The 16,145-nt window shown below is 65.9% G+C and carries 15 protein-coding genes and 1 riboswitch; of the genes, 9 read left to right on the forward strand and 6 right to left on the reverse strand.

The annotated features are described in order from the left end of the window. Window positions 1-11: 11 nt before the first annotated feature. On the forward strand, window positions 12-1,433 hold the full coding sequence (hldE, locus tag CC207_RS10010; protein ID WP_028688295.1) for a bifunctional D-glycero-beta-D-manno-heptose-7-phosphate kinase/D-glycero-beta-D-manno-heptose 1-phosphate adenylyltransferase HldE: 1,422 nt from the start codon (window positions 12-14) through the stop codon (window positions 1,431-1,433). A gap of 63 nt (window positions 1,434-1,496) precedes the next feature. On the opposite strand, the gene CC207_RS10015 is transcribed toward hldE, so the two are convergent. The 4 genes from CC207_RS10015 to CC207_RS10030 form a co-directional block, all read right to left on the reverse strand. Beyond that, complete coding sequence (locus CC207_RS10015; RefSeq protein WP_028688294.1) at window positions 1,497-2,465, reverse strand: hypothetical protein; 969 nt, start codon at window positions 2,463-2,465, stop codon at window positions 1,497-1,499. A gap of 37 nt (window positions 2,466-2,502) precedes the next feature. Next, entirely contained in the window at window positions 2,503-3,315 is an 813-nt protein-coding gene (locus CC207_RS10020) for an aldo/keto reductase (RefSeq protein ID WP_088852036.1), read from the reverse strand. Continuing rightward, the gene (locus tag CC207_RS10025; protein ID WP_088852037.1) at window positions 3,312-4,487 is read right to left on the reverse strand and encodes an FAD-binding oxidoreductase; all 1,176 of its coding nucleotides are present in this window, start codon (window positions 4,485-4,487) and stop codon (window positions 3,312-3,314) included. Before CC207_RS10025 ends, CC207_RS10020 begins: the two co-directional genes overlap by 4 nt. Before the next feature lie 68 nt (window positions 4,488-4,555). Further along, entirely contained in the window at window positions 4,556-4,888 is a 333-nt protein-coding gene (locus CC207_RS10030; protein WP_028688291.1) for a multidrug efflux SMR transporter, read from the reverse strand. Between the two features lie 89 nt (window positions 4,889-4,977). Between CC207_RS10030 and CC207_RS10035 the strand changes: the two genes are divergently transcribed. Both CC207_RS10035 and waaA read left to right on the forward strand, forming a co-directional pair. After that, the gene (locus CC207_RS10035) at window positions 4,978-5,868 is read left to right on the forward strand and encodes a LysR family transcriptional regulator (protein WP_028688290.1); all 891 of its coding nucleotides are present in this window, start codon (window positions 4,978-4,980) and stop codon (window positions 5,866-5,868) included. A gap of 38 nt (window positions 5,869-5,906) precedes the next feature. Beyond that, window positions 5,907-7,178 carry a lipid IV(A) 3-deoxy-D-manno-octulosonic acid transferase gene (waaA, locus tag CC207_RS10040; RefSeq protein WP_088852038.1) on the forward strand — a complete coding sequence of 424 codons (1,272 nt, stop codon included), beginning with the start codon at window positions 5,907-5,909 and terminating at the stop codon, window positions 7,176-7,178. Window positions 7,179-7,336: 158 nt separating this feature from the next. Here the strand turns inward: waaA and CC207_RS10045 are convergent, their stop codons facing one another. Beyond that, the gene (locus CC207_RS10045; RefSeq protein WP_028688288.1) at window positions 7,337-8,770 is read right to left on the reverse strand and encodes a TolC family outer membrane protein; all 1,434 of its coding nucleotides are present in this window, start codon (window positions 8,768-8,770) and stop codon (window positions 7,337-7,339) included. Between the two features lie 160 nt (window positions 8,771-8,930). After that, a riboswitch (TPP riboswitch) is annotated at window positions 8,931-9,037 on the forward strand. A gap of 156 nt (window positions 9,038-9,193) precedes the next feature. On the opposite strand from CC207_RS10045, the gene thiC reads away from it, so the two are divergent. Both thiC and cytX read left to right on the forward strand, forming a co-directional pair. Beyond that, the gene (gene thiC / locus CC207_RS10050) at window positions 9,194-11,074 is read left to right on the forward strand and encodes a phosphomethylpyrimidine synthase ThiC (protein ID WP_062360170.1); all 1,881 of its coding nucleotides are present in this window, start codon (window positions 9,194-9,196) and stop codon (window positions 11,072-11,074) included. Window positions 11,075-11,237: 163 nt separating this feature from the next. Continuing rightward, on the forward strand, window positions 11,238-12,521 hold the full coding sequence (gene cytX, locus CC207_RS10055; RefSeq protein WP_088852039.1) for a putative hydroxymethylpyrimidine transporter CytX: 1,284 nt from the start codon (window positions 11,238-11,240) through the stop codon (window positions 12,519-12,521). On the opposite strand, the gene CC207_RS10060 is transcribed toward cytX, so the two are convergent. Then, a complete protein-coding gene (locus CC207_RS10060; RefSeq protein ID WP_028688285.1) occupies window positions 12,490-13,236 on the reverse strand; it encodes an RsiV family protein in 747 nt (248 codons plus the stop codon). The two genes, cytX and CC207_RS10060, sit on opposite strands and share 32 nt — an antisense overlap. Before the next feature lie 185 nt (window positions 13,237-13,421). On the opposite strand from CC207_RS10060, the gene CC207_RS10065 reads away from it, so the two are divergent. The 4 genes from CC207_RS10065 (at window position 13,422) to CC207_RS10080 (ending at window position 16,136) form a co-directional block, all read left to right on the forward strand. After that, on the forward strand, window positions 13,422-14,039 hold the full coding sequence (locus CC207_RS10065; RefSeq protein WP_028688284.1) for an NUDIX domain-containing protein: 618 nt from the start codon (window positions 13,422-13,424) through the stop codon (window positions 14,037-14,039). Continuing rightward, window positions 14,030-14,482, forward strand: coding sequence for a DUF1249 domain-containing protein (locus CC207_RS10070; protein WP_023630808.1), 453 nt, complete (start codon window positions 14,030-14,032; stop codon window positions 14,480-14,482). The genes CC207_RS10065 and CC207_RS10070 overlap by 10 nt, the downstream gene beginning before the upstream one ends. A gap of 86 nt (window positions 14,483-14,568) precedes the next feature. Then, window positions 14,569-15,372, forward strand: coding sequence for a 3',5'-cyclic-AMP phosphodiesterase (gene cpdA, locus CC207_RS10075; protein WP_028688283.1), 804 nt, complete (start codon window positions 14,569-14,571; stop codon window positions 15,370-15,372). Between the two features lie 155 nt (window positions 15,373-15,527). Further along, window positions 15,528-16,136, forward strand: coding sequence for a YqiA/YcfP family alpha/beta fold hydrolase (locus tag CC207_RS10080; protein WP_028688282.1), 609 nt, complete (start codon window positions 15,528-15,530; stop codon window positions 16,134-16,136). Window positions 16,137-16,145 lie beyond the last annotated feature (9 nt).

A 16,145-nucleotide genomic window follows, 5' to 3' on the forward strand; every position in this document is an offset into this window, starting at 1 on the left:
ATGGGTTGCCCATGAAGTTGTCCATGCCGCGTTTCGATCAAGCCCCGGTACTGGTGGTCGGCGATGTCATGCTTGACCGCTACTGGCATGGCGGTACTTCGCGTATTTCGCCTGAAGCGCCGGTGCCGGTGGTCAAGGTCGATCAGATCGAGGATCGCCCCGGCGGCGCGGCCAACGTGGCCTTGAACATCGCTGCCCTCGGCGCGCCCGCTTCTCTGGTCGGCGTCACCGGCCAGGACGAGGCTGCCGACAGCCTTGCCAACAGCCTGCATGCCGCCGGTGTGCGCTCGATCTTCCAGCGCATCGCCCACCAGCCGACCATCGTCAAGCTGCGGGTGATGAGCCGTCACCAGCAACTGCTGCGCATCGACTTTGAAGAGCCGTTCGCTACCGACCCGCTGTCGCTGGGCGCGGAGGTCGATGCCCTGCTTGAAGGCGTCAAGGTGCTGGTGCTGTCCGACTACGGCAAGGGCGCGCTGCAGAACCATCAGGCGCTGATCCAGGCCGCGCGCGGCAAGGGCATTCCGGTACTGGCCGACCCCAAGGGCAAGGATTTCTCGATCTACCGCGGTGCCAGCCTGATCACCCCGAACCTCAGCGAGTTCGAGACCATCGTTGGCCGTTGCGCCGATGAATCCGAGCTGGTCGGCAAAGGCCTGAAGCTGCTCGACGAATTGGATCTGGGCGCGCTGCTGGTGACCCGTGGCGAGCATGGCATGACCCTGCTGCGCACCGGCCACCCGGCCCTGCACCTGCCGGCCCGTGCCCGTGAGGTGTTCGATGTCACAGGTGCCGGCGATACGGTGATTTCCACCCTCGCCGCCGCCATTGCCGCGGGTGAAGACCTGCCGCATGCCGTCGCCCTGGCCAACCTGGCCGCCGGCATCGTGGTCGGCAAGTTGGGTACCGCCGCCATCAGCGCGCCTGAGCTGCGTCGCGCCATCCAGCGTGAAGAGGGCTCGGAGCGGGGCGTGCTGGGCCTGGAGCAGCTGCTGCTGGCCATCGACGATGCCCGTGCGCACAACGAGAAGATCGTCTTCACCAACGGCTGCTTCGATATCCTCCACGCCGGTCACGTGACCTACCTGGAACAGGCACGCGCCCAGGGCGACCGGCTGATCGTCGCCATCAACGACGATGCCTCGGTCAGCCGCTTGAAGGGCCCGGGCCGGCCGATCAACAGCGTCGACCGACGCATGGCCGTGCTGGCGGGCCTCGGTGCGGTGGATTGGGTCATCAGCTTCCCCGAGGACACGCCGGAGAACCTGCTGCGCCAGGTCAAGCCAGATGTGCTGGTCAAGGGCGGTGACTACGGTATCGACCAGGTGGTCGGCGCCGATATCGTCAAGGCCTACGGCGGCACGGTGAAGGTGCTGGGCCTGGTGGAAAACAGCTCGACCACGGCGATCGTCGAGAAGATCCGCAAGCACTGATAGGCTGCAAGTCGCGGGGTAAACCCGCTCCCACGAAACGCTGGGAGCGGGCTTGCCCCGTGTTCATTTATGCAGCGAGGTCCGCGCCCGGGCCAGCAGTTCCCGAGCCTTGTCCCCGAACCGTTCCAGGTGCGACACCGGCGCGGGCTTGCTTTCGACCAGCCCCTGCTGCTTCAGCCAATCCTTCCAGCGCACCCGCTCATCCCGCACCACCCAGCCATCCTGACGGGCGAAGCTCTCTGCCAGCCACAGTCCGCGCGTGCCCGCGGGTGTCAGTTGGTCCTTCTTCAAGGTGTACAGCTCGGCCACGGGCTGGCCGTCCTTGAGTGGCATCAGGTAGAGATCCGGCCGCTTGCGATTGAGCCTGGCCACCAGTTGATCGCCCTCCAGGCGCTCGTCGACATGAAACAGGCTCAGCGATTTGGCCTCCTTGGGCACTTGCAGGCGCAAGTCGTAGATCAGCTGCAACGACGCCGTGGGCAGATGAACATAGGCGCGTGGCCGCTCCAGCAACATCAGGTTGGCGCAATGCACCGGGCGGGCAGCGCCCGACTCGGGCGACAGCACGAACGGCAGCGCCTCACGGTAGTGCAGGGCAGCGGCATAGGGCGCTGGCAGCCAGGTGTCGTTGAAGCGTCCGCCCAGCCAGCCTTCGGGGGTTTCCAGCAGACATTCCTCGGCCACTTCCTGGATCGCTGTGTGCAGCGGCAGGTTCAGCTCGTGGGCCGGGACGTAGCCGGAAATCAGTTTGAGCACTACATCGCCACGGTCCTGTCGGCGCTGGCGGACCAGCACCCAGTAGTCGCGGCCCTGCCAGTGCAGGGTCAGTCGTACCGACACGCCGAGGTTGGCCAGTTCTGCCACGAAGTGTTCGGGGTCGGCGACCTGGATGGCCTTGCGCCGCTGCAGGGTCTGGGCGAAATTCAGCGGCATGCCGATACTCTGGTAGGTCAGGCCTTCGGGCGTGGCCTCGACGTGCAGCGGCAGGGTCTTGAAGTTGCTCGGATTCTTGCGGATCAGCGTACGCGGCACGAGGCTCCTCCTTGCGTTGGGCCCCCGCCTGGACGGCTCAGGGCCGGCCCAGGATGCGGGCGACGGTGGCCACGTTATGGGCCAGGTGCATCGGGTTGATGGTGCCGACGATGGCACTGCTCACGCCCGGGTGGGCGAACAGCAGCTCGAAACTGGCCTGCACCGGATCGACCCCGGGCGCCAGGCAGATATGCCCGCTGGCCAGGGCTTTCTTCACCAGGATGGCCTTGCCGTGCTCGGCAGCGTAGTCCAGCACGGGCCGCTCCGCCTGCTCGTTGAGGTTGTAGGTGACCATGGCGCAATCTCCTTGCTCCAACGCCTTCAGGCCGCCGGCGACGGTCTTGCCAGACAAACCATAGCCCAGGATCTTGCCTTCCTGCTTGAGTGCGGCGAGGGCTTCGTACACGCCCTCTCGCTCGAGGATCGCCAGGTCGTTGCCGTCGGAATGCACCAGCACCAGCTCGATGCGGTCGGTTTCCAGGCGCTGGAGGCTGCGTTCGACCGAGCGGCGGGTGTGGGCGGCGCTGAAATCGAAGTGCGACTGGCCGGCCTCGAACTCTTCGCCGACCTTGCTGACGATCACCCATTGGTCACGCTGGCCGCGCAGCAATGGGCCAAGGCGTTCCTCGCTGCGGCCGTAGGCCGGTGCGGTGTCGATCAGGTTGATGCCCAGTTCGCGGGCCTGGGCGAGCAGCAGGCGGGCGGTTTCGTCATCGGGGATGGTGAAGCCGTTGGGGTACTTCACGCCCTGGTCGCGGCCAAGCTTGACCGTGCCCAGGCCCAGCGGCGACACCCGCAGGCCGGTGCTGCCCAGGGGGCGGTGATGATCGTGCAGGGTCGGCAGGCTCATGGCAGCAGTTGCTCCCAGGCAGGCAGCGCCAGCGGTGGGCGGGGCAGGTTGGCGAGGTCCGGCTGGTTCTTCGGGTGGATGCCGTCACGTTCGAAGCTGGCCAGCACACGATCAGCGAAGTCCGGCGCCAAGGCCAGCTTGGTCGGCCAGCCGACCAGCAGGCGCTGCTGGTCGGCGAGGAAGGCGTTGTCCGGGCGTACCAGGCCCGATTGCGCCGGCTCGGCACGGTCGACGCGCAGGGTGGCCCAGCGCACCTGGGCCTGGTCGATCCAGGGCAGCAGGCTGGCGACTTCCTTTTGCGCCGCGGCGATCTGCGCGGCGGGCTCGCGGGCCACGCCGTCGGCCTCGGCGATGTCGCCACCCAGGTACCACACCCACTGGCCGTCGGCGGCCGGGTGGGTGGTCACGGTGATGCGCGGCTTGGGCCCGCCGCCCAGGCAGTGGGCGTACAGCGGCTTGAGGTTGGGCCCCTTGGCCAGGACCATGTGCAGCGGCCGGCGCTGCATGGCCGGTTGGTTCAGCCCCAGGGCGTGCAGCAGTGCTTCGGTGCCGCCACCGGCGCTGAGGACGATACGTTGGGCGCGGATCTCGCGGCCGTCGACCACCAGCCCGGCCAGGTCACCGCCGTCGCGCAGCGGCTCGACGCGCTCGCCGGCCAGCAGGCTGTCGCCCGCCAGCTGCGCCAGGTTGGCCAGCAGGCTGGGCACGTCGATGACCAGTTCGGCCAGGCGATAGACCTTGCCCTTGAACGCTCGGTCCTGCAGGGCCGGCGGCAGTTGCTCGCCCTTGACCTGGTCGACCCGGCCACGCACGGCCTTGCTGGCGAAGAAACTGGTGAGGTTGCCGGCCAGGGTGCCGGGGGACCACAGGTAATGGGCATCGGAAAGCAGGCGGGTAGCGGACAGGTCCAGCTCGCCGTTGCCGGCCAGCGCTTCGCGCCAGCGCCTCGGCATGTCGGCGATGGCCTCGGAGGCGCCGCTGAGGGCGCCGTGCAGGGCGTATTTGGTGCCGCCGTGGATGATGCCTTGCGACTTGATGGTCTGCTCGCCACCCAGGCTGGCGCGCTCCACCAGCACCGTCGAATAGCCCAGGCGGCGCAGCCGGGCATTGAGCCAGAGGCCTGCGACCCCGGCGCCGACGATCAGCACGTCAGTGGTAATGGCGGATGGCATGCGGGCACCTCGAAAACTGGGACAGGTGCGCAGTATACAGTTCACATGGGAACAGTGTTCCCCGTGGATCAATGCCCGGCGGTATTGGAGAACACCTGGATCACCACTACCCCGCCGACGATCATGGCCATGCCCAGCATCGCCGGCACATCCAGTTTCTGTCCGTAGATCAGCAACGCCGCGATGCTGATCAGCACGATGCCCAGCCCCGACCAGATCGCATAGGCGATGCCCACCGGAATGCTGCGCACCACCAGGGTCAGCATCCAGAACGCCACGCCGTAACCGCAGACCATCAGCAGCAACGGCAGCGGCGTGTTCAGCCCCTTGACCGCTTTCATGGAGGCGGTGGCGATGACTTCGGCGCAGATGGCGATGGCGAGATAGGTGTAGGCGTTCATGGTGCGGGTCCTCCGTTGCTGGATGGCATTCTAGGGAATCCCTGGATGCGGTAAAGTCATTACCTATCTACTTTGGAGATAGGTTGGTCATGACAGAATACTGGAGCCTCGAGCAACTGCGCCTGTTCGTGCGGGCCGCCGAGTTGCGTTCGTTTTCCGCCGTGGCCCGCGAACAGCGCAAGGCCCAGTCGGCGATCAGCAGCGCCATCGCCTTGCTCGAGACGGACCTGGGTGTAACCCTGTTCGAGCGCAGCAGCGGCCGGCTGCCGCGCCTGACCGAAAGCGGCGCCGCGTTGCTGGAGGACGCCCGCGAGCTGTTGCGTCAGTGCGAGCGCCTGGATGGTCGGGCACAGGCCTTGATGCGCGGGCAGGAGGCGTTGTTGCGGGTGGCCCAGGACGAGGCCATGCCCTACCAGCCGGTGATCGACAGCCTCGACGAGTTGGCGGCGCACTACCCCTACCTGGAAGTGCAACTGGCCAGCGGTGCCCAGGGCGATGTGGCGCGCAAGCTGGTGGAGCGGCGTGCCGACCTGGGGTTGTTCTTCCACCATGAAAGCATTCCCGCCTCGTTGGAGCGGCGCGCCCTGGGCAGCGTCGAGATGGTCACGGTGTGTGCCATCGACCACCCGCTGGCACACCTGGCCAAGGTCAGCCGCCAGCAACTGGCCCGCCACCGCCAGTTGCTGATCACCCCGCAGCAGAGTGGCTACCCGGGCGGCGAGGCGATCAGTCCGCAGGTCTGGCGCGCAGACAGTTTCTACGCCATGGCCGAGTTGCTGATGCGCGGTCTGGGCTGGGCCTGGCTGCCTCGGCATGTGGTGCAGTACCCCACCTACCAGACGCAGATGGTCGAGCTGGACAGCGAGTGGCGCCCGCCAGCGCTGGTGGCGGAGCTGGCCTGGCGGCGCGACGAACCGTTGGGCCCGGCCGCGCAGTGGCTGGCCGAGCGCTTCGCCGTGCACCTGAGGGCGATTGGCTGACAGGCCTTTTCGCGCGGTTCCTAGTAAACTCCGCCGCCATGAACAGAACCCTCTATACCTTGCTGTTTCACCTGGGCCTGCCGCTGGTCGCGCTGCGCCTGTTTCTGCGCGGGCGCAAGGCGCCGGCGTACCGTGCGCGGATCGCCGAGCGTTTCGCCTGCCAGCTGCCGGCGATGCGCCAGGGCGGCATCTGGGTGCATGCGGTCTCGGTGGGCGAGAGCATCGCCGCCGCGCCAATGGTCCGGGCCCTGCTCAAGCAGTACCCGGACCTGCCGATCACGCTTACCTGCATGACCCCGACCGGCTCCGAGCGCATCCGCGCGATGTTCGAGGGTGAGCCACGGGTGCAACACTGCTACCTGCCTTATGATCTGCCGTGGGCGGCCGGGCGGTTCCTCGGCCATGTGCGCCCGCGCCTGGGCATCATCATGGAAACCGAGCTGTGGCCGAACCATATCCACCAGTGCGCCAGGCGCGGCATTCCGGTGGCGCTGGCCAATGCCCGGCTGTCCGAGCGCTCCGCCCGTGGCTATGCCCGCTTCGCCGGCCTGACCCGGCCGATGCTCGAGGAGATGAGCCTGATCGCCGTGCAGACCGAAACCGAGGCCGAGCGTTTCCGTACGCTCGGTGCGCGCGACGAATGCGTGCAGGTGACCGGTTCGATCAAGTTCGACCTCAAGGTCGACGATCAATTGCCGCCACGGGCCAGCGCATTGCGTGAACAGTGGGCTGCCCGGCAACGTCCGGTATGGATCGCTGCCAGTACCCATGATGGCGAAGACGCGTTGATTCTTGAGGCTCATCGTGAGCTGCTGAAGGTCCACAGCGATGCGTTGCTGATCCTGGTGCCGCGCCATCCCGAGCGTTTCGCGGCGGTGCATGAACTGTGCGCCGGCCAGTTCACCACAGTGCGCCGCTCGAATGGCGACACGGTCACGGCGCAGACCCAGGTGCTGCTGGGCGACACCATGGGCGAGCTGCTGTTCCTCTATGCCCTGGCCGATATCGCCTTCGTCGGTGGCAGCCTGGTGGCCACCGGCGGTCACAACCCGCTGGAGCCGGCGGCGCTGGCGCTGCCGGTGCTCATGGGGCCGCATGTGTTCAACTTCCTCGAGATCAGCGCGATGCTGCGCGAGGCGGGGGCGTTGCAGCAGGTGGATGACGCCGAAGGGCTGGCCGGGGCGGTGCGTCGGTTGGTCGAGCTGCCACAGGATGCGCGGCGCATGGGCGAGGCGGGCAGGGCGGTGATGCAGGCCAACCAAGGGGCGTTGCAGCGGTTGCTGGATGGGCTGGCTGCGCTAATCCGCTGATCTGTGAGGCGATGCGGTCCCTGTAGGAGCCGCCTTGTGTCGCCAAAGGGGGGCGAAGCGGCCCCGGGATCTGCGCATTACTGCTAGATTGCCGGGGCCGCGGTGCGGCCCTATCGCGACACAAGGCCGCTCCTACAGCGACCGCGAGCTCCCTTGGCTCAAGGCCGGCGTTCGAAGTTCTTCGCCGCCGCCGCCGCCAGGTCCGGTGGCAGGAAATCCTTGTCCGGGTTGTAGTCGGCCTTCAGGTACCGCCCCAGGTCCTGTAGGTCCTGGGGGCTCAGGGTGCCGGCGGCCTGCTTCAGGCGCAGGTTGTCGAGAATGTAGTCATAGCGGCTGTTGTTGTAGTCGCGCACCGAGGTGTACAGCTGACGTTGCGCGTCGAGCACGTCGACGATGTTGCGGGTGCCGACCTGGTAGCCGATCTCGGTGGCTTCCAGCGCGCTCTGGTTGGAGATGATCGACTGCTTGCGCGCCTGCACCTGCTCCACGTCGGTATTCACCGCGCGGTGCAGGTTGCGGGTGTTCTCCACCACCTGGCGACGCAGGCTTTCGCGTTGCTGCTCGCTCTGGGTCAGGCGCGCATAGGCCTCGCGTACCTGAGAACTGGTCAGGCCGCCGCTGTAGATCGGGATGTTCAACTGCAGGCCGACGCTGGTCTGCTCGACATCGCCACCGTAGCGCACCCCGTTCTGCGAGGGGTTGGTGAAACCGAGGTTGTCGTTGTCGCCCTTCTGATACTTGGCCACCGCGTCGAGGGTCGGCGCATGGCCGGCCTTGCGCTGGCGCACGGTCTCTTCGGCGGCCGCCACGGCGTGGTTGGTCGCCAGCAGGTTGAGGTTCTGCCGTCCGGCGGTCTCGACCCAGGCCTTGGCGTCGTTGGGCGTGGGCACCTGCACCGGCAGGGTGTGGACCACGCCCTGGATTGCCGTGTACTGGCGGTTGGTCAGGGTGATCAGGGCCTCGAAGGCATCCTGCACCTGGCGCTCGGCAATGATCCGGTTGGCCCGGGCGGTGTCGTAGCTGGCCTGGGACTGCAGCACGTCGGTCTTGTCCGAGAGGCCGACGTCGAAGCGCTCGTTGGATTGGTCGAGCTGGCGCTTGAAGGCCGCTTCTTCGGCCTTGGTCGAGGCCAGGTTGTCCTGGGCGCGCAGCACCGCGAAGTAGTTCTCGGCGCTCTGCAGGATCAGGTTCTGCTCGGTGGCCGACAGTTCCAGGGCGGCCTGTTCGTTGACCGATTCGGCGGCTTGCAGCTGGAACCAGCGGTCGGCGCGGAAGATCGGCTGCGCCAGGGTGGCGCTCCAGGCGTTGCCGCTGCGGTTGGAGGTGACCGACGGTTCGTCGAGCTTGGTGCGGGTGTTCATCATCTCGGCGCCGGCCGAAAGGTTCGGCAGCAATCCGGCGCGGGCCTGGGGCACCACTTCACGGCGGGCACCGTAGTCGGCGCGGGCGGCGGCCAGGTCGGCGTTATTGTCGACCGCTTCCTGGTAGACGCTGACCAGGTCGGTCTTCACCGTCGTGGGCGTATCCACTGCCCAGGCCACTCCGTGGGACGCACAAGACACGGCAATTGCCAGTGAGAGTTTGCGCAGCATAGGGCAATCCTTGATCAAATTTTATTTACTGTACTGTCGGGTATCGGGCGATGCGCCAGTGTAGTGCCGCGCGCCGTCATCAACAATCCGCCACTTGTGCCATTTATCACCCCCGGATTTACCCGCTTGGCTTTGCCGGCCACTCCAGTCTAGACTGCGCATGTTCTTGTCGGGGTGCCTTGAAGCAAAGGCTGAGATCGCAGAGGTGCGGATCCCGTTGAACCTGATCAGGTTAGCGCCTGCGTAGGGAACAAGATTGCTCTCACATCCCGGGAGCCTCTTGTGCCAGGTCCGGGATCGTCACGGCTGCTTGCAGTCCACGGCACCCCATGTCCGGCACTGCACCCGTCAACACGGGTGCGTCCACGCCTTTCAGGTTCACCCCGACATTCCACCGCCTGGAAGCTGTCTGGAGAGCCTGTGATGAGCAAACAAGAAAAAACAATCAGTCTGAGCGAGTCGGCCCAAGTCGACCAACAGTCCGTGCAACCCCTGCCCAATTCGCGCAAGGTGTATGTCGAAGGTTCGCGCCCCGACATCCGCGTGCCCATGCGCGAGATCAGCCTGCACGACACCCCCACCGACTTCGGCGGCGAGAAAAACGCCCCGGTGCTGGTGTATGACACTTCCGGCCCGTACACCGACCCCAATGTCATCATCGACGTGCGCAAGGGCCTGGGCGACGTGCGTTCGGCCTGGATCGACGCCCGTGGCGACACCGAGCGCCTCGATGGCCTGAGCTCTAACTTCGGCCAGCAGCGCTTGAACGACGCGGAGCTTGCCAAGCTGCGCTTCGCCCATGTGCGCAACCCGCGCCGGGCCAAGGCCGGCGCCAACGTCACGCAGATGCACTACGCGCGCCAGGGCATCATCACCGCCGAGATGGAATACGTCGCCATCCGCGAGAACATGAAGCTGCAGGAAGCCCGCGCCGCCGGCCTGCTGGACCAGCAGCACGCCGGCCACAGCTTCGGCGCCAGCATCCCGAAGGAAATCACCCCCGAGTTCGTCCGCGAAGAGATCGCCCGCGGCCGCGCGATCATTCCGGCCAACATCAACCACACCGAACTGGAGCCGATGATCATCGGCCGCAACTTCCTGGTGAAGATCAACGGCAACATCGGCAACAGCGCCCTGGGTTCTTCGATCGAGGAAGAAGTGGCCAAGCTGACCTGGGGCATCCGCTGGGGTTCGGACACGGTCATGGACCTGTCCACCGGCAAGCACATTCACGAGACCCGTGAGTGGATCATCCGCAACTCGCCGGTGCCGATCGGTACCGTGCCGATCTACCAGGCCCTGGAGAAGGTCAACGGCGTGGCCGAGGACCTGACCTGGGAGCTGTTCCGCGACACCCTGATCGAACAGGCCGAGCAGGGCGTGGACTACTTCACCATCCATGCCGGCGTCCTGCTGCGCTATGTGCCGCTGACCGCCAAGCGCGTTACCGGCATCGTCAGCCGCGGCGGCTCGATCATGGCCAAGTGGTGCCTGGCGCACCATAAAGAGAACTTCCTGTACACGCACTTCGACGAGATCTGCGAGATCATGAAGGCCTACGACGTCAGCTTCTCGCTGGGTGACGGCCTGCGCCCGGGCTCGATCGCCGATGCCAACGACGCCGCTCAGTTCGGTGAACTGGAAACCCTCGGCGAGCTGACCAAGATCGCCTGGAAGCACGACGTGCAGTGCATGATCGAGGGCCCGGGCCACGTGCCGATGCAGTTGATCAAGGAGAACATGGACAAGCAGCTCGAGTGCTGCGACGAGGCGCCGTTCTACACCCTCGGCCCGCTGACCACCGACATCGCCCCGGGCTACGACCACATTACCTCGGGGATAGGCGCGGCGATGATCGGCTGGTTCGGTTGCGCCATGCTCTGCTACGTCACGCCCAAGGAGCACTTGGGCCTGCCGAACAAGGATGACGTGAAGACCGGCATCATCACCTACAAGATCGCCGCCCATGCCGCGGACCTTGCCAAGGGCCACCCAGGCGCGCAGATTCGTGACAACGCGTTGTCCAAGGCGCGCTTCGAATTCCGCTGGGAAGACCAGTTCAACCTGGGCCTGGACCCGGACACCGCGCGCTCGTTCCACGACGAGACGTTGCCCAAGGAGTCGGCCAAGGTCGCGCACTTCTGCTCGATGTGCGGGCCGAAGTTCTGCTCGATGAAGATTACCCAGGAAGTGCGTGAGTATGCGGCCAAGATCGAGACCGTGGATGTGACGGTCGAGCAGGGCATGCGTGAGCAGGCCGAGCGGTTCCGCCAGGAAGGCAGCCAGTTGTACCAGAAGGTGTAAGTAGACCTTGGGGGCCGCATCGCGGCCCTTTCGCGACGCAAGGCCGCTCCCACAGGTCCTGTATATGGCTCACGTCATACGCGGAGCCTGTGGGAGCGGCCTTGTGTCGCGATACGAGGACGCAGTCCTCGCCAGCAACAACTCCAATACTCCGGCGAGCCCCATGACAACACCCAGTCACTTCTCCCCCGACCATTGCGTCCCCACCCACCACCGGCAGTTCGGCGCCCGCGACCTGTTTGCGCTGTGGTTCTCCCTCGGCATCGGCCTGATGGTCCTGCAGGTCGGCGCCTTGCTTGCCCCGGGCCTGGGATTGGCCGGCTCGATCCTGGCGATCACGCTTGGCACGGCGGTGGGTGTGCTATTGCTCGCGGCGGCCGGCGTGATCGGCAGCGACACCGGCCTCTCGGCGATGGGCAGCCTGCGCCTGACCCTGGGTCGCCACGGCGCGCGCCTGCCTGCCTTGCTGAACCTCCTGCAACTGGTGGGCTGGGGCTCGTTCGAGATCATCGTCATGCGCGACGCCGCCAGCCTGCTGGGTGCCCGCGCCTTTGGCGAGGGCAGCGGCTGGAGCAGCCCGTTGCTGTGGACCCTGTGCTTCGGCGCCCTGGCCACCCTGCTGGCGGTCTGCGGGCCGCTGGCGTTCGTGCGCAAGGTCCTGCGCAAATGGGGCATCTGGCTGCTGCTGGGCGCTTGCAGCTGGCTGACCTGGAACCTGTTCGCCAAGGCCGACCTGGCCGGGTTGTGGCAGCGCCCGGGGGATGGTTCGCTGTCCCTGGCCCTGGGCTTCGACATCGTCATCGCCATGCCGCTGTCGTGGCTGCCGCTGATCGCCGACTATTCACGCTTCGGCCAGCGCGCCAGCCGGGTATTCGGCGGTACGGCGCTGGGCTTTTTCATCGGCAATGCCTGGCTGATGAGCCTGGGCGTGGCCTATACCCTGGCGTTCGCGCCGAGCGGTGAAGTGAATGCGTTGTTGCTGGCGCTGGCCGGTGCCGGGCTGGGCATTCCGCTGCTGCTGATCCTGCTGGACGAGTCGGAGAACGCCTTTGCCGACATTCACTCCGCAGCGGTTTCCACCGGGCTGTTGATCAAGCTCAAGGTCGAGCACCTGGCCTTGGCCATCGGCGTGTTGTGCACGCTGATCGCCCTGCTGGCACCGCTGGCCCAGTACCAGAGCTTCCTGCTGCTGATCGGCTCGGTGTTCGCGCCGCTGTTCGGCGTGGTGCTGGTGGATCACTTCGTGGTCCGTCGCCGTCGCCTGCCGGTGCTGGTCGAGGGCTTGCACGGGCGGGCGCTGCTGGCCTGGGCGGTGGGGGGAGCGGCCTATCACCTGCTGGCCAGCCAGGCGCCGGAGCTTGGGGCGACCCTGCCGGCACTGCTGCTGGCAGGGGGGCTGCATCTGCTGCTATCGCTCAGCCGCGGCCGGGAAACAGCTCGGGCCTGATCACGCCGTTGAGGCGCGGGTAGGGGATCTTCAGTTCGACGTGGCCCATGGAGTACGGGGCGATGGCGTAGACCTCGTACTTGATCACCACCGCGCCGTAGGTCAGGGCGATGTGCGGCGACTGCTTGAACGGCCAGGTCTTGACGAACTCGGGATCCTTGTCCATGCCGGTGCTGATCAGCCAGGCGCGGTGGGACTCCTCGGCGGTCTTCCAGAAGGTCGCTTCCTGGCCGGGCACCAGCATGTCGTCCAGGGTCAGCACCTTGTCCAGCTTTCGCGAGTAGTTGATGAAGCCGCGCCCGGGCATGCCATGGGCGCCGCCGCTGTCCAGGTAGCTGGACAGCTCGACGATCACCAGCCCGTCATGCTGCTCGCGTACCTTGGCCTGCAGGTAGCTGCTGTTGCGCTTGTCGGCGCGGGCCAGGTACTGCTGTTCATAGGCTTGCAACGAGGCCGGCGGGGTGCCGCGCTGGTTGTCCTCGGTGAGCATCAGCAGGCGTTTCTCGACGAGGGCGTCGAGCTTGGGCAGGGCGGGGAAGTGCACCACGTCGATGTTGACCAGTGGGCAGTCGCTCTCGCTGCAGCCGGGCTTGACGTGTTCCCAGGCCTCGCGCTTGACCTCGAGCGGAGCGCGGTAATTGGGCGTGAACAGGCTCTGGCAGGCGCCGAGCGCCAGTGCCAGGACGGCCACGGAAGTCAGTTTGACAAGCGTCATGTTGCCTCTTTCACAACGGTGATGATCGGCCTTGGACCGCCTGCGCGGCCTTCAGTTCGCCACTAAGCTAACAGAGAGCGGCGCGCCTGTCCCGGCTGCCTGAACGGTCGCCAGAAAGGGGTGAAACCGGGCGGCGCGCAGAGTAGGATTGCGCGATGCGGTAACCGAGGTATCAAGGAGTTTGCATGACGGACACGTTGAATACAGTGCCCACCCAGGTCGAAATCACCCGGCGTGAGCAGTTGTTCAAGGGCTTCTACAAGCTCGACAAGCTGCACCTTCGCCACGAATTGTTCGCCGGCGGCATGAGTCGCGAGTTCACCCGCGAGTTGTTCGTGCGCCATGACGCCGTCTGTGTGCTGCCCTACGATCCGCAGCGCGACGAAGTGGTGCTGATCGAGCAGTTTCGAGTCGGCGCCGTGGGCAAGATCGATAATCCCTGGCTGATCGAGATGGTCGCCGGCCTGATCGACAAGGACGAGCAGCCGGAAGAGGTCGCTCATCGTGAAGCCGATGAAGAAGCTGGCCTGACCTTCAGCGCGCTGTGGCCGATGACCTGCTACTTCCCCTCGCCAGGCGGCAGCGACGAGTACGTCCACCTGTTCCTGGGCCGTTGCATTAGTGAAGGTGCCGGCGGCCTGCATGGCCTGGAGGAGGAGAGCGAGGATATCCGTGTTCGCGTGTGGGCGTTCGAGGACGCCCTGCAGGCGGTGCGCGACGGGCGTATCTGCAACGCCGCCACGATCATCGGCCTGCAATGGCTGGCACTCAACCGTGATGAAGTTCGAGGTATGTGGAAGTGAACCTGCTGCGTGAGCGCTATCGGGTCGACCTGGTCGGGCTGCAGTCGGCCTGCGAGGCCAACTATGCCCGCCTGATGCGCCTGCTGCCGGACATGCGCACCACGCAGAGCTCGCGGCGCATCGGCATGACCCAGGGCGACCAGATGCTCGGCGTGCTGGTGCTTGAAGTGCTGCTGGCCTGTCCCTATACCACGACCCTCAAGGTGCGCCAGGAGCACAGTCTGCCCTGGCTGCCGGTGCCCGAACTGGAAGTGCAGGTCTACCATGACGCGCGCATGGCCGAGGTGGTCAGCGCCGAGCATGCCCGCCGCCTGCGCAGCATCTACCCGTACCCCAACACGGCGATGCACCAGCCGGACGAGAAAGCCCAGCTCAATCTGTTTCTCGGCGAATGGTTGAGCCACTGCCTGGCCTGCGGCCACGAACTGGAAGCGGTGCGCTGAAATTGTGATGCGCGTCGGTTTCGAGTACTTGCTCGAAACCGATCCGCCGCCATAATCGGTGCTGAATCCGTTCGAGGAGACGGCCGTTGCCGCAACCACACCCACTTTCGTCACCCGTCCATGTGGTGCAACTGACCGATGCCCACCTGTTCGCCGACCCGGCGGGCACTTTGCTGGGCCTGAATACCCGCGCGAGCCTCGGGCATGTGATCGACCAGGTGCGTCGCGAGCAGCCGCGTATCGACCTGCTGCTGTGCACGGGCGACCTGTCGCAGGACGCCAGCGCCGCCTCCTACCAGGCCTTCAGCGAGCTGACCTCGAAGTTGGAGGCGCCAGCGCGTTGGCTGCCGGGTAACCATGACGAGGCCCAGGTAATGCAGGCCGTGGCGCCGGAGCTGGTGCAGGCGGTGACGGACATTGGTCAATGGCGCATTGTCATGCTCGATTCGGCAGTGGTCGGTGCCACCTTCGGCGTGTTGGCGGACGACCAGTTGGCCGTGCTGGATCAGGCGCTGAACAGTGCGGGCGAACGCCATTGCCTGGTGTGCTGCCATCACCAGCCGGTGGATATCGGTTGTGCGTGGATTGCGCCGATCGGGTTGCGAAACGCCGATGAACTGTTGCAGCGCCTGCGCGGTTATCCACAGGTGAGGGCGCTGCTGTGGGGGCATATCCATCAGGAATGGGACGAGGTGCGCGACGGCGTTCGTTTCCTTGCCACGCCTTCAACCTGCATCCAGTTCGCGCCGCGTAGCGAGGAATTCAAGGTGAGCGAGGAGCAGCCGGGCTATCGCTGGCTGCGGCTGCACGCCGACGGACGGTTGGAGACCGGGGTGGAGCGGGCGCGCGATTTCGAGGTGAAACTGGATTTCGACAGTCCGGGCTACTGAGTCGGGGGACCGCTTTGCGGTCCTTTCGCGACACAAGGCCGCTCCCACAGAGATCGTGCCCCCGGTTGTTTGAAGAATTTGCTGCGAAAATCCCCACGCTGCGCCAATGCCCTTTGAACACGCTACACTGCGCGTCTTTGCGTCCGGGGGGCAGCATGTCGGGTTCCATCCTCTATATCCATGGCTTCAACAGCTCGCCGCTGTCGAAGAAGGCGCGCCAGCTCGAGGCGGTGATGCAGCGGATCGGCCTGTCCGACCAGCTGCGTGTCCCGGCCCTGCATCACCACCCGCGCCAGGCCATCGCCCAGCTGGAGGCCGCCATCGATGAGCTCGGCGCCCCCTTGCTGGTCGGCAGCTCACTCGGCGGCTACTATGCCACCCATCTGGCCGAACGCCATGGCCTCAAGGCCTTGTTGGTCAACCCGGCGGTCGGCCCGCACCGCCTGTTCGACGGCTACCTGGGTACCCAGCGCAACCTTTATACCGACGAGGCCTGGGAGCTGACCCATGATCATGTGGCCGCCCTGGCCGAACTGGAAGTGCCGCCGCCGCAGGACGCCGCCCGCTATCAAGTGTGGTTGCAGACCGCCGATGAAACACTGGACTATCGCCACGCCGAGCACTATTACCGTGCTTGTGCCCTGCGTATCCAGGCCGGTGGCGACCACAGCTACCAGGGCTTCGCCGAGCAAATCCCGGCCCTGCTGGCGTTCGCCGGTATTGCCCGTGGGCAGTATGCGGCGCTGGATTTTTCTGTATTTTGACTTTTGCAT

The sequence above is a fragment of the Pseudomonas sp. DrBHI1 genome, assembly GCF_002205115.1.
GTDB classification, from domain to species: domain Bacteria; phylum Pseudomonadota; class Gammaproteobacteria; order Pseudomonadales; family Pseudomonadaceae; genus Aquipseudomonas; species Aquipseudomonas mosselii.

What these genes read in the sequence shown, in the direction of transcription:
- hldE (WP_028688295.1), top strand. Translation starts at nt 12, where the DNA reads ATGAAGTTGTCCATGCCGCGTTTCGATCAAGCCCCGGTACTGGTGGTC.
- CC207_RS10020 (WP_088852036.1), bottom strand. Translation starts at nt 3,315, where the DNA reads ATGAGCCTGCCGACCCTGCACGATCATCACCGCCCCCTGGGCAGCACC.
- CC207_RS10025 (WP_088852037.1), bottom strand. Translation starts at nt 4,487, where the DNA reads ATGCCATCCGCCATTACCACTGACGTGCTGATCGTCGGCGCCGGGGTC.
- CC207_RS10030 (WP_028688291.1), bottom strand. Translation starts at nt 4,888, where the DNA reads ATGAACGCCTACACCTATCTCGCCATCGCCATCTGCGCCGAAGTCATC.
- CC207_RS10035 (WP_028688290.1), top strand. Translation starts at nt 4,978, where the DNA reads ATGACAGAATACTGGAGCCTCGAGCAACTGCGCCTGTTCGTGCGGGCC.
- waaA (WP_088852038.1), top strand. Translation starts at nt 5,907, where the DNA reads ATGAACAGAACCCTCTATACCTTGCTGTTTCACCTGGGCCTGCCGCTG.
- CC207_RS10045 (WP_028688288.1), bottom strand. Translation starts at nt 8,770, where the DNA reads ATGCTGCGCAAACTCTCACTGGCAATTGCCGTGTCTTGTGCGTCCCAC.
- thiC (WP_062360170.1), top strand. Translation starts at nt 9,194, where the DNA reads ATGAGCAAACAAGAAAAAACAATCAGTCTGAGCGAGTCGGCCCAAGTC.
- cytX (WP_088852039.1), top strand. Translation starts at nt 11,238, where the DNA reads ATGACAACACCCAGTCACTTCTCCCCCGACCATTGCGTCCCCACCCAC.
- CC207_RS10060 (WP_028688285.1), bottom strand. Translation starts at nt 13,236, where the DNA reads ATGACGCTTGTCAAACTGACTTCCGTGGCCGTCCTGGCACTGGCGCTC.
- CC207_RS10065 (WP_028688284.1), top strand. Translation starts at nt 13,422, where the DNA reads ATGACGGACACGTTGAATACAGTGCCCACCCAGGTCGAAATCACCCGG.
- CC207_RS10080 (WP_028688282.1), top strand. Translation starts at nt 15,528, where the DNA reads ATGTCGGGTTCCATCCTCTATATCCATGGCTTCAACAGCTCGCCGCTG.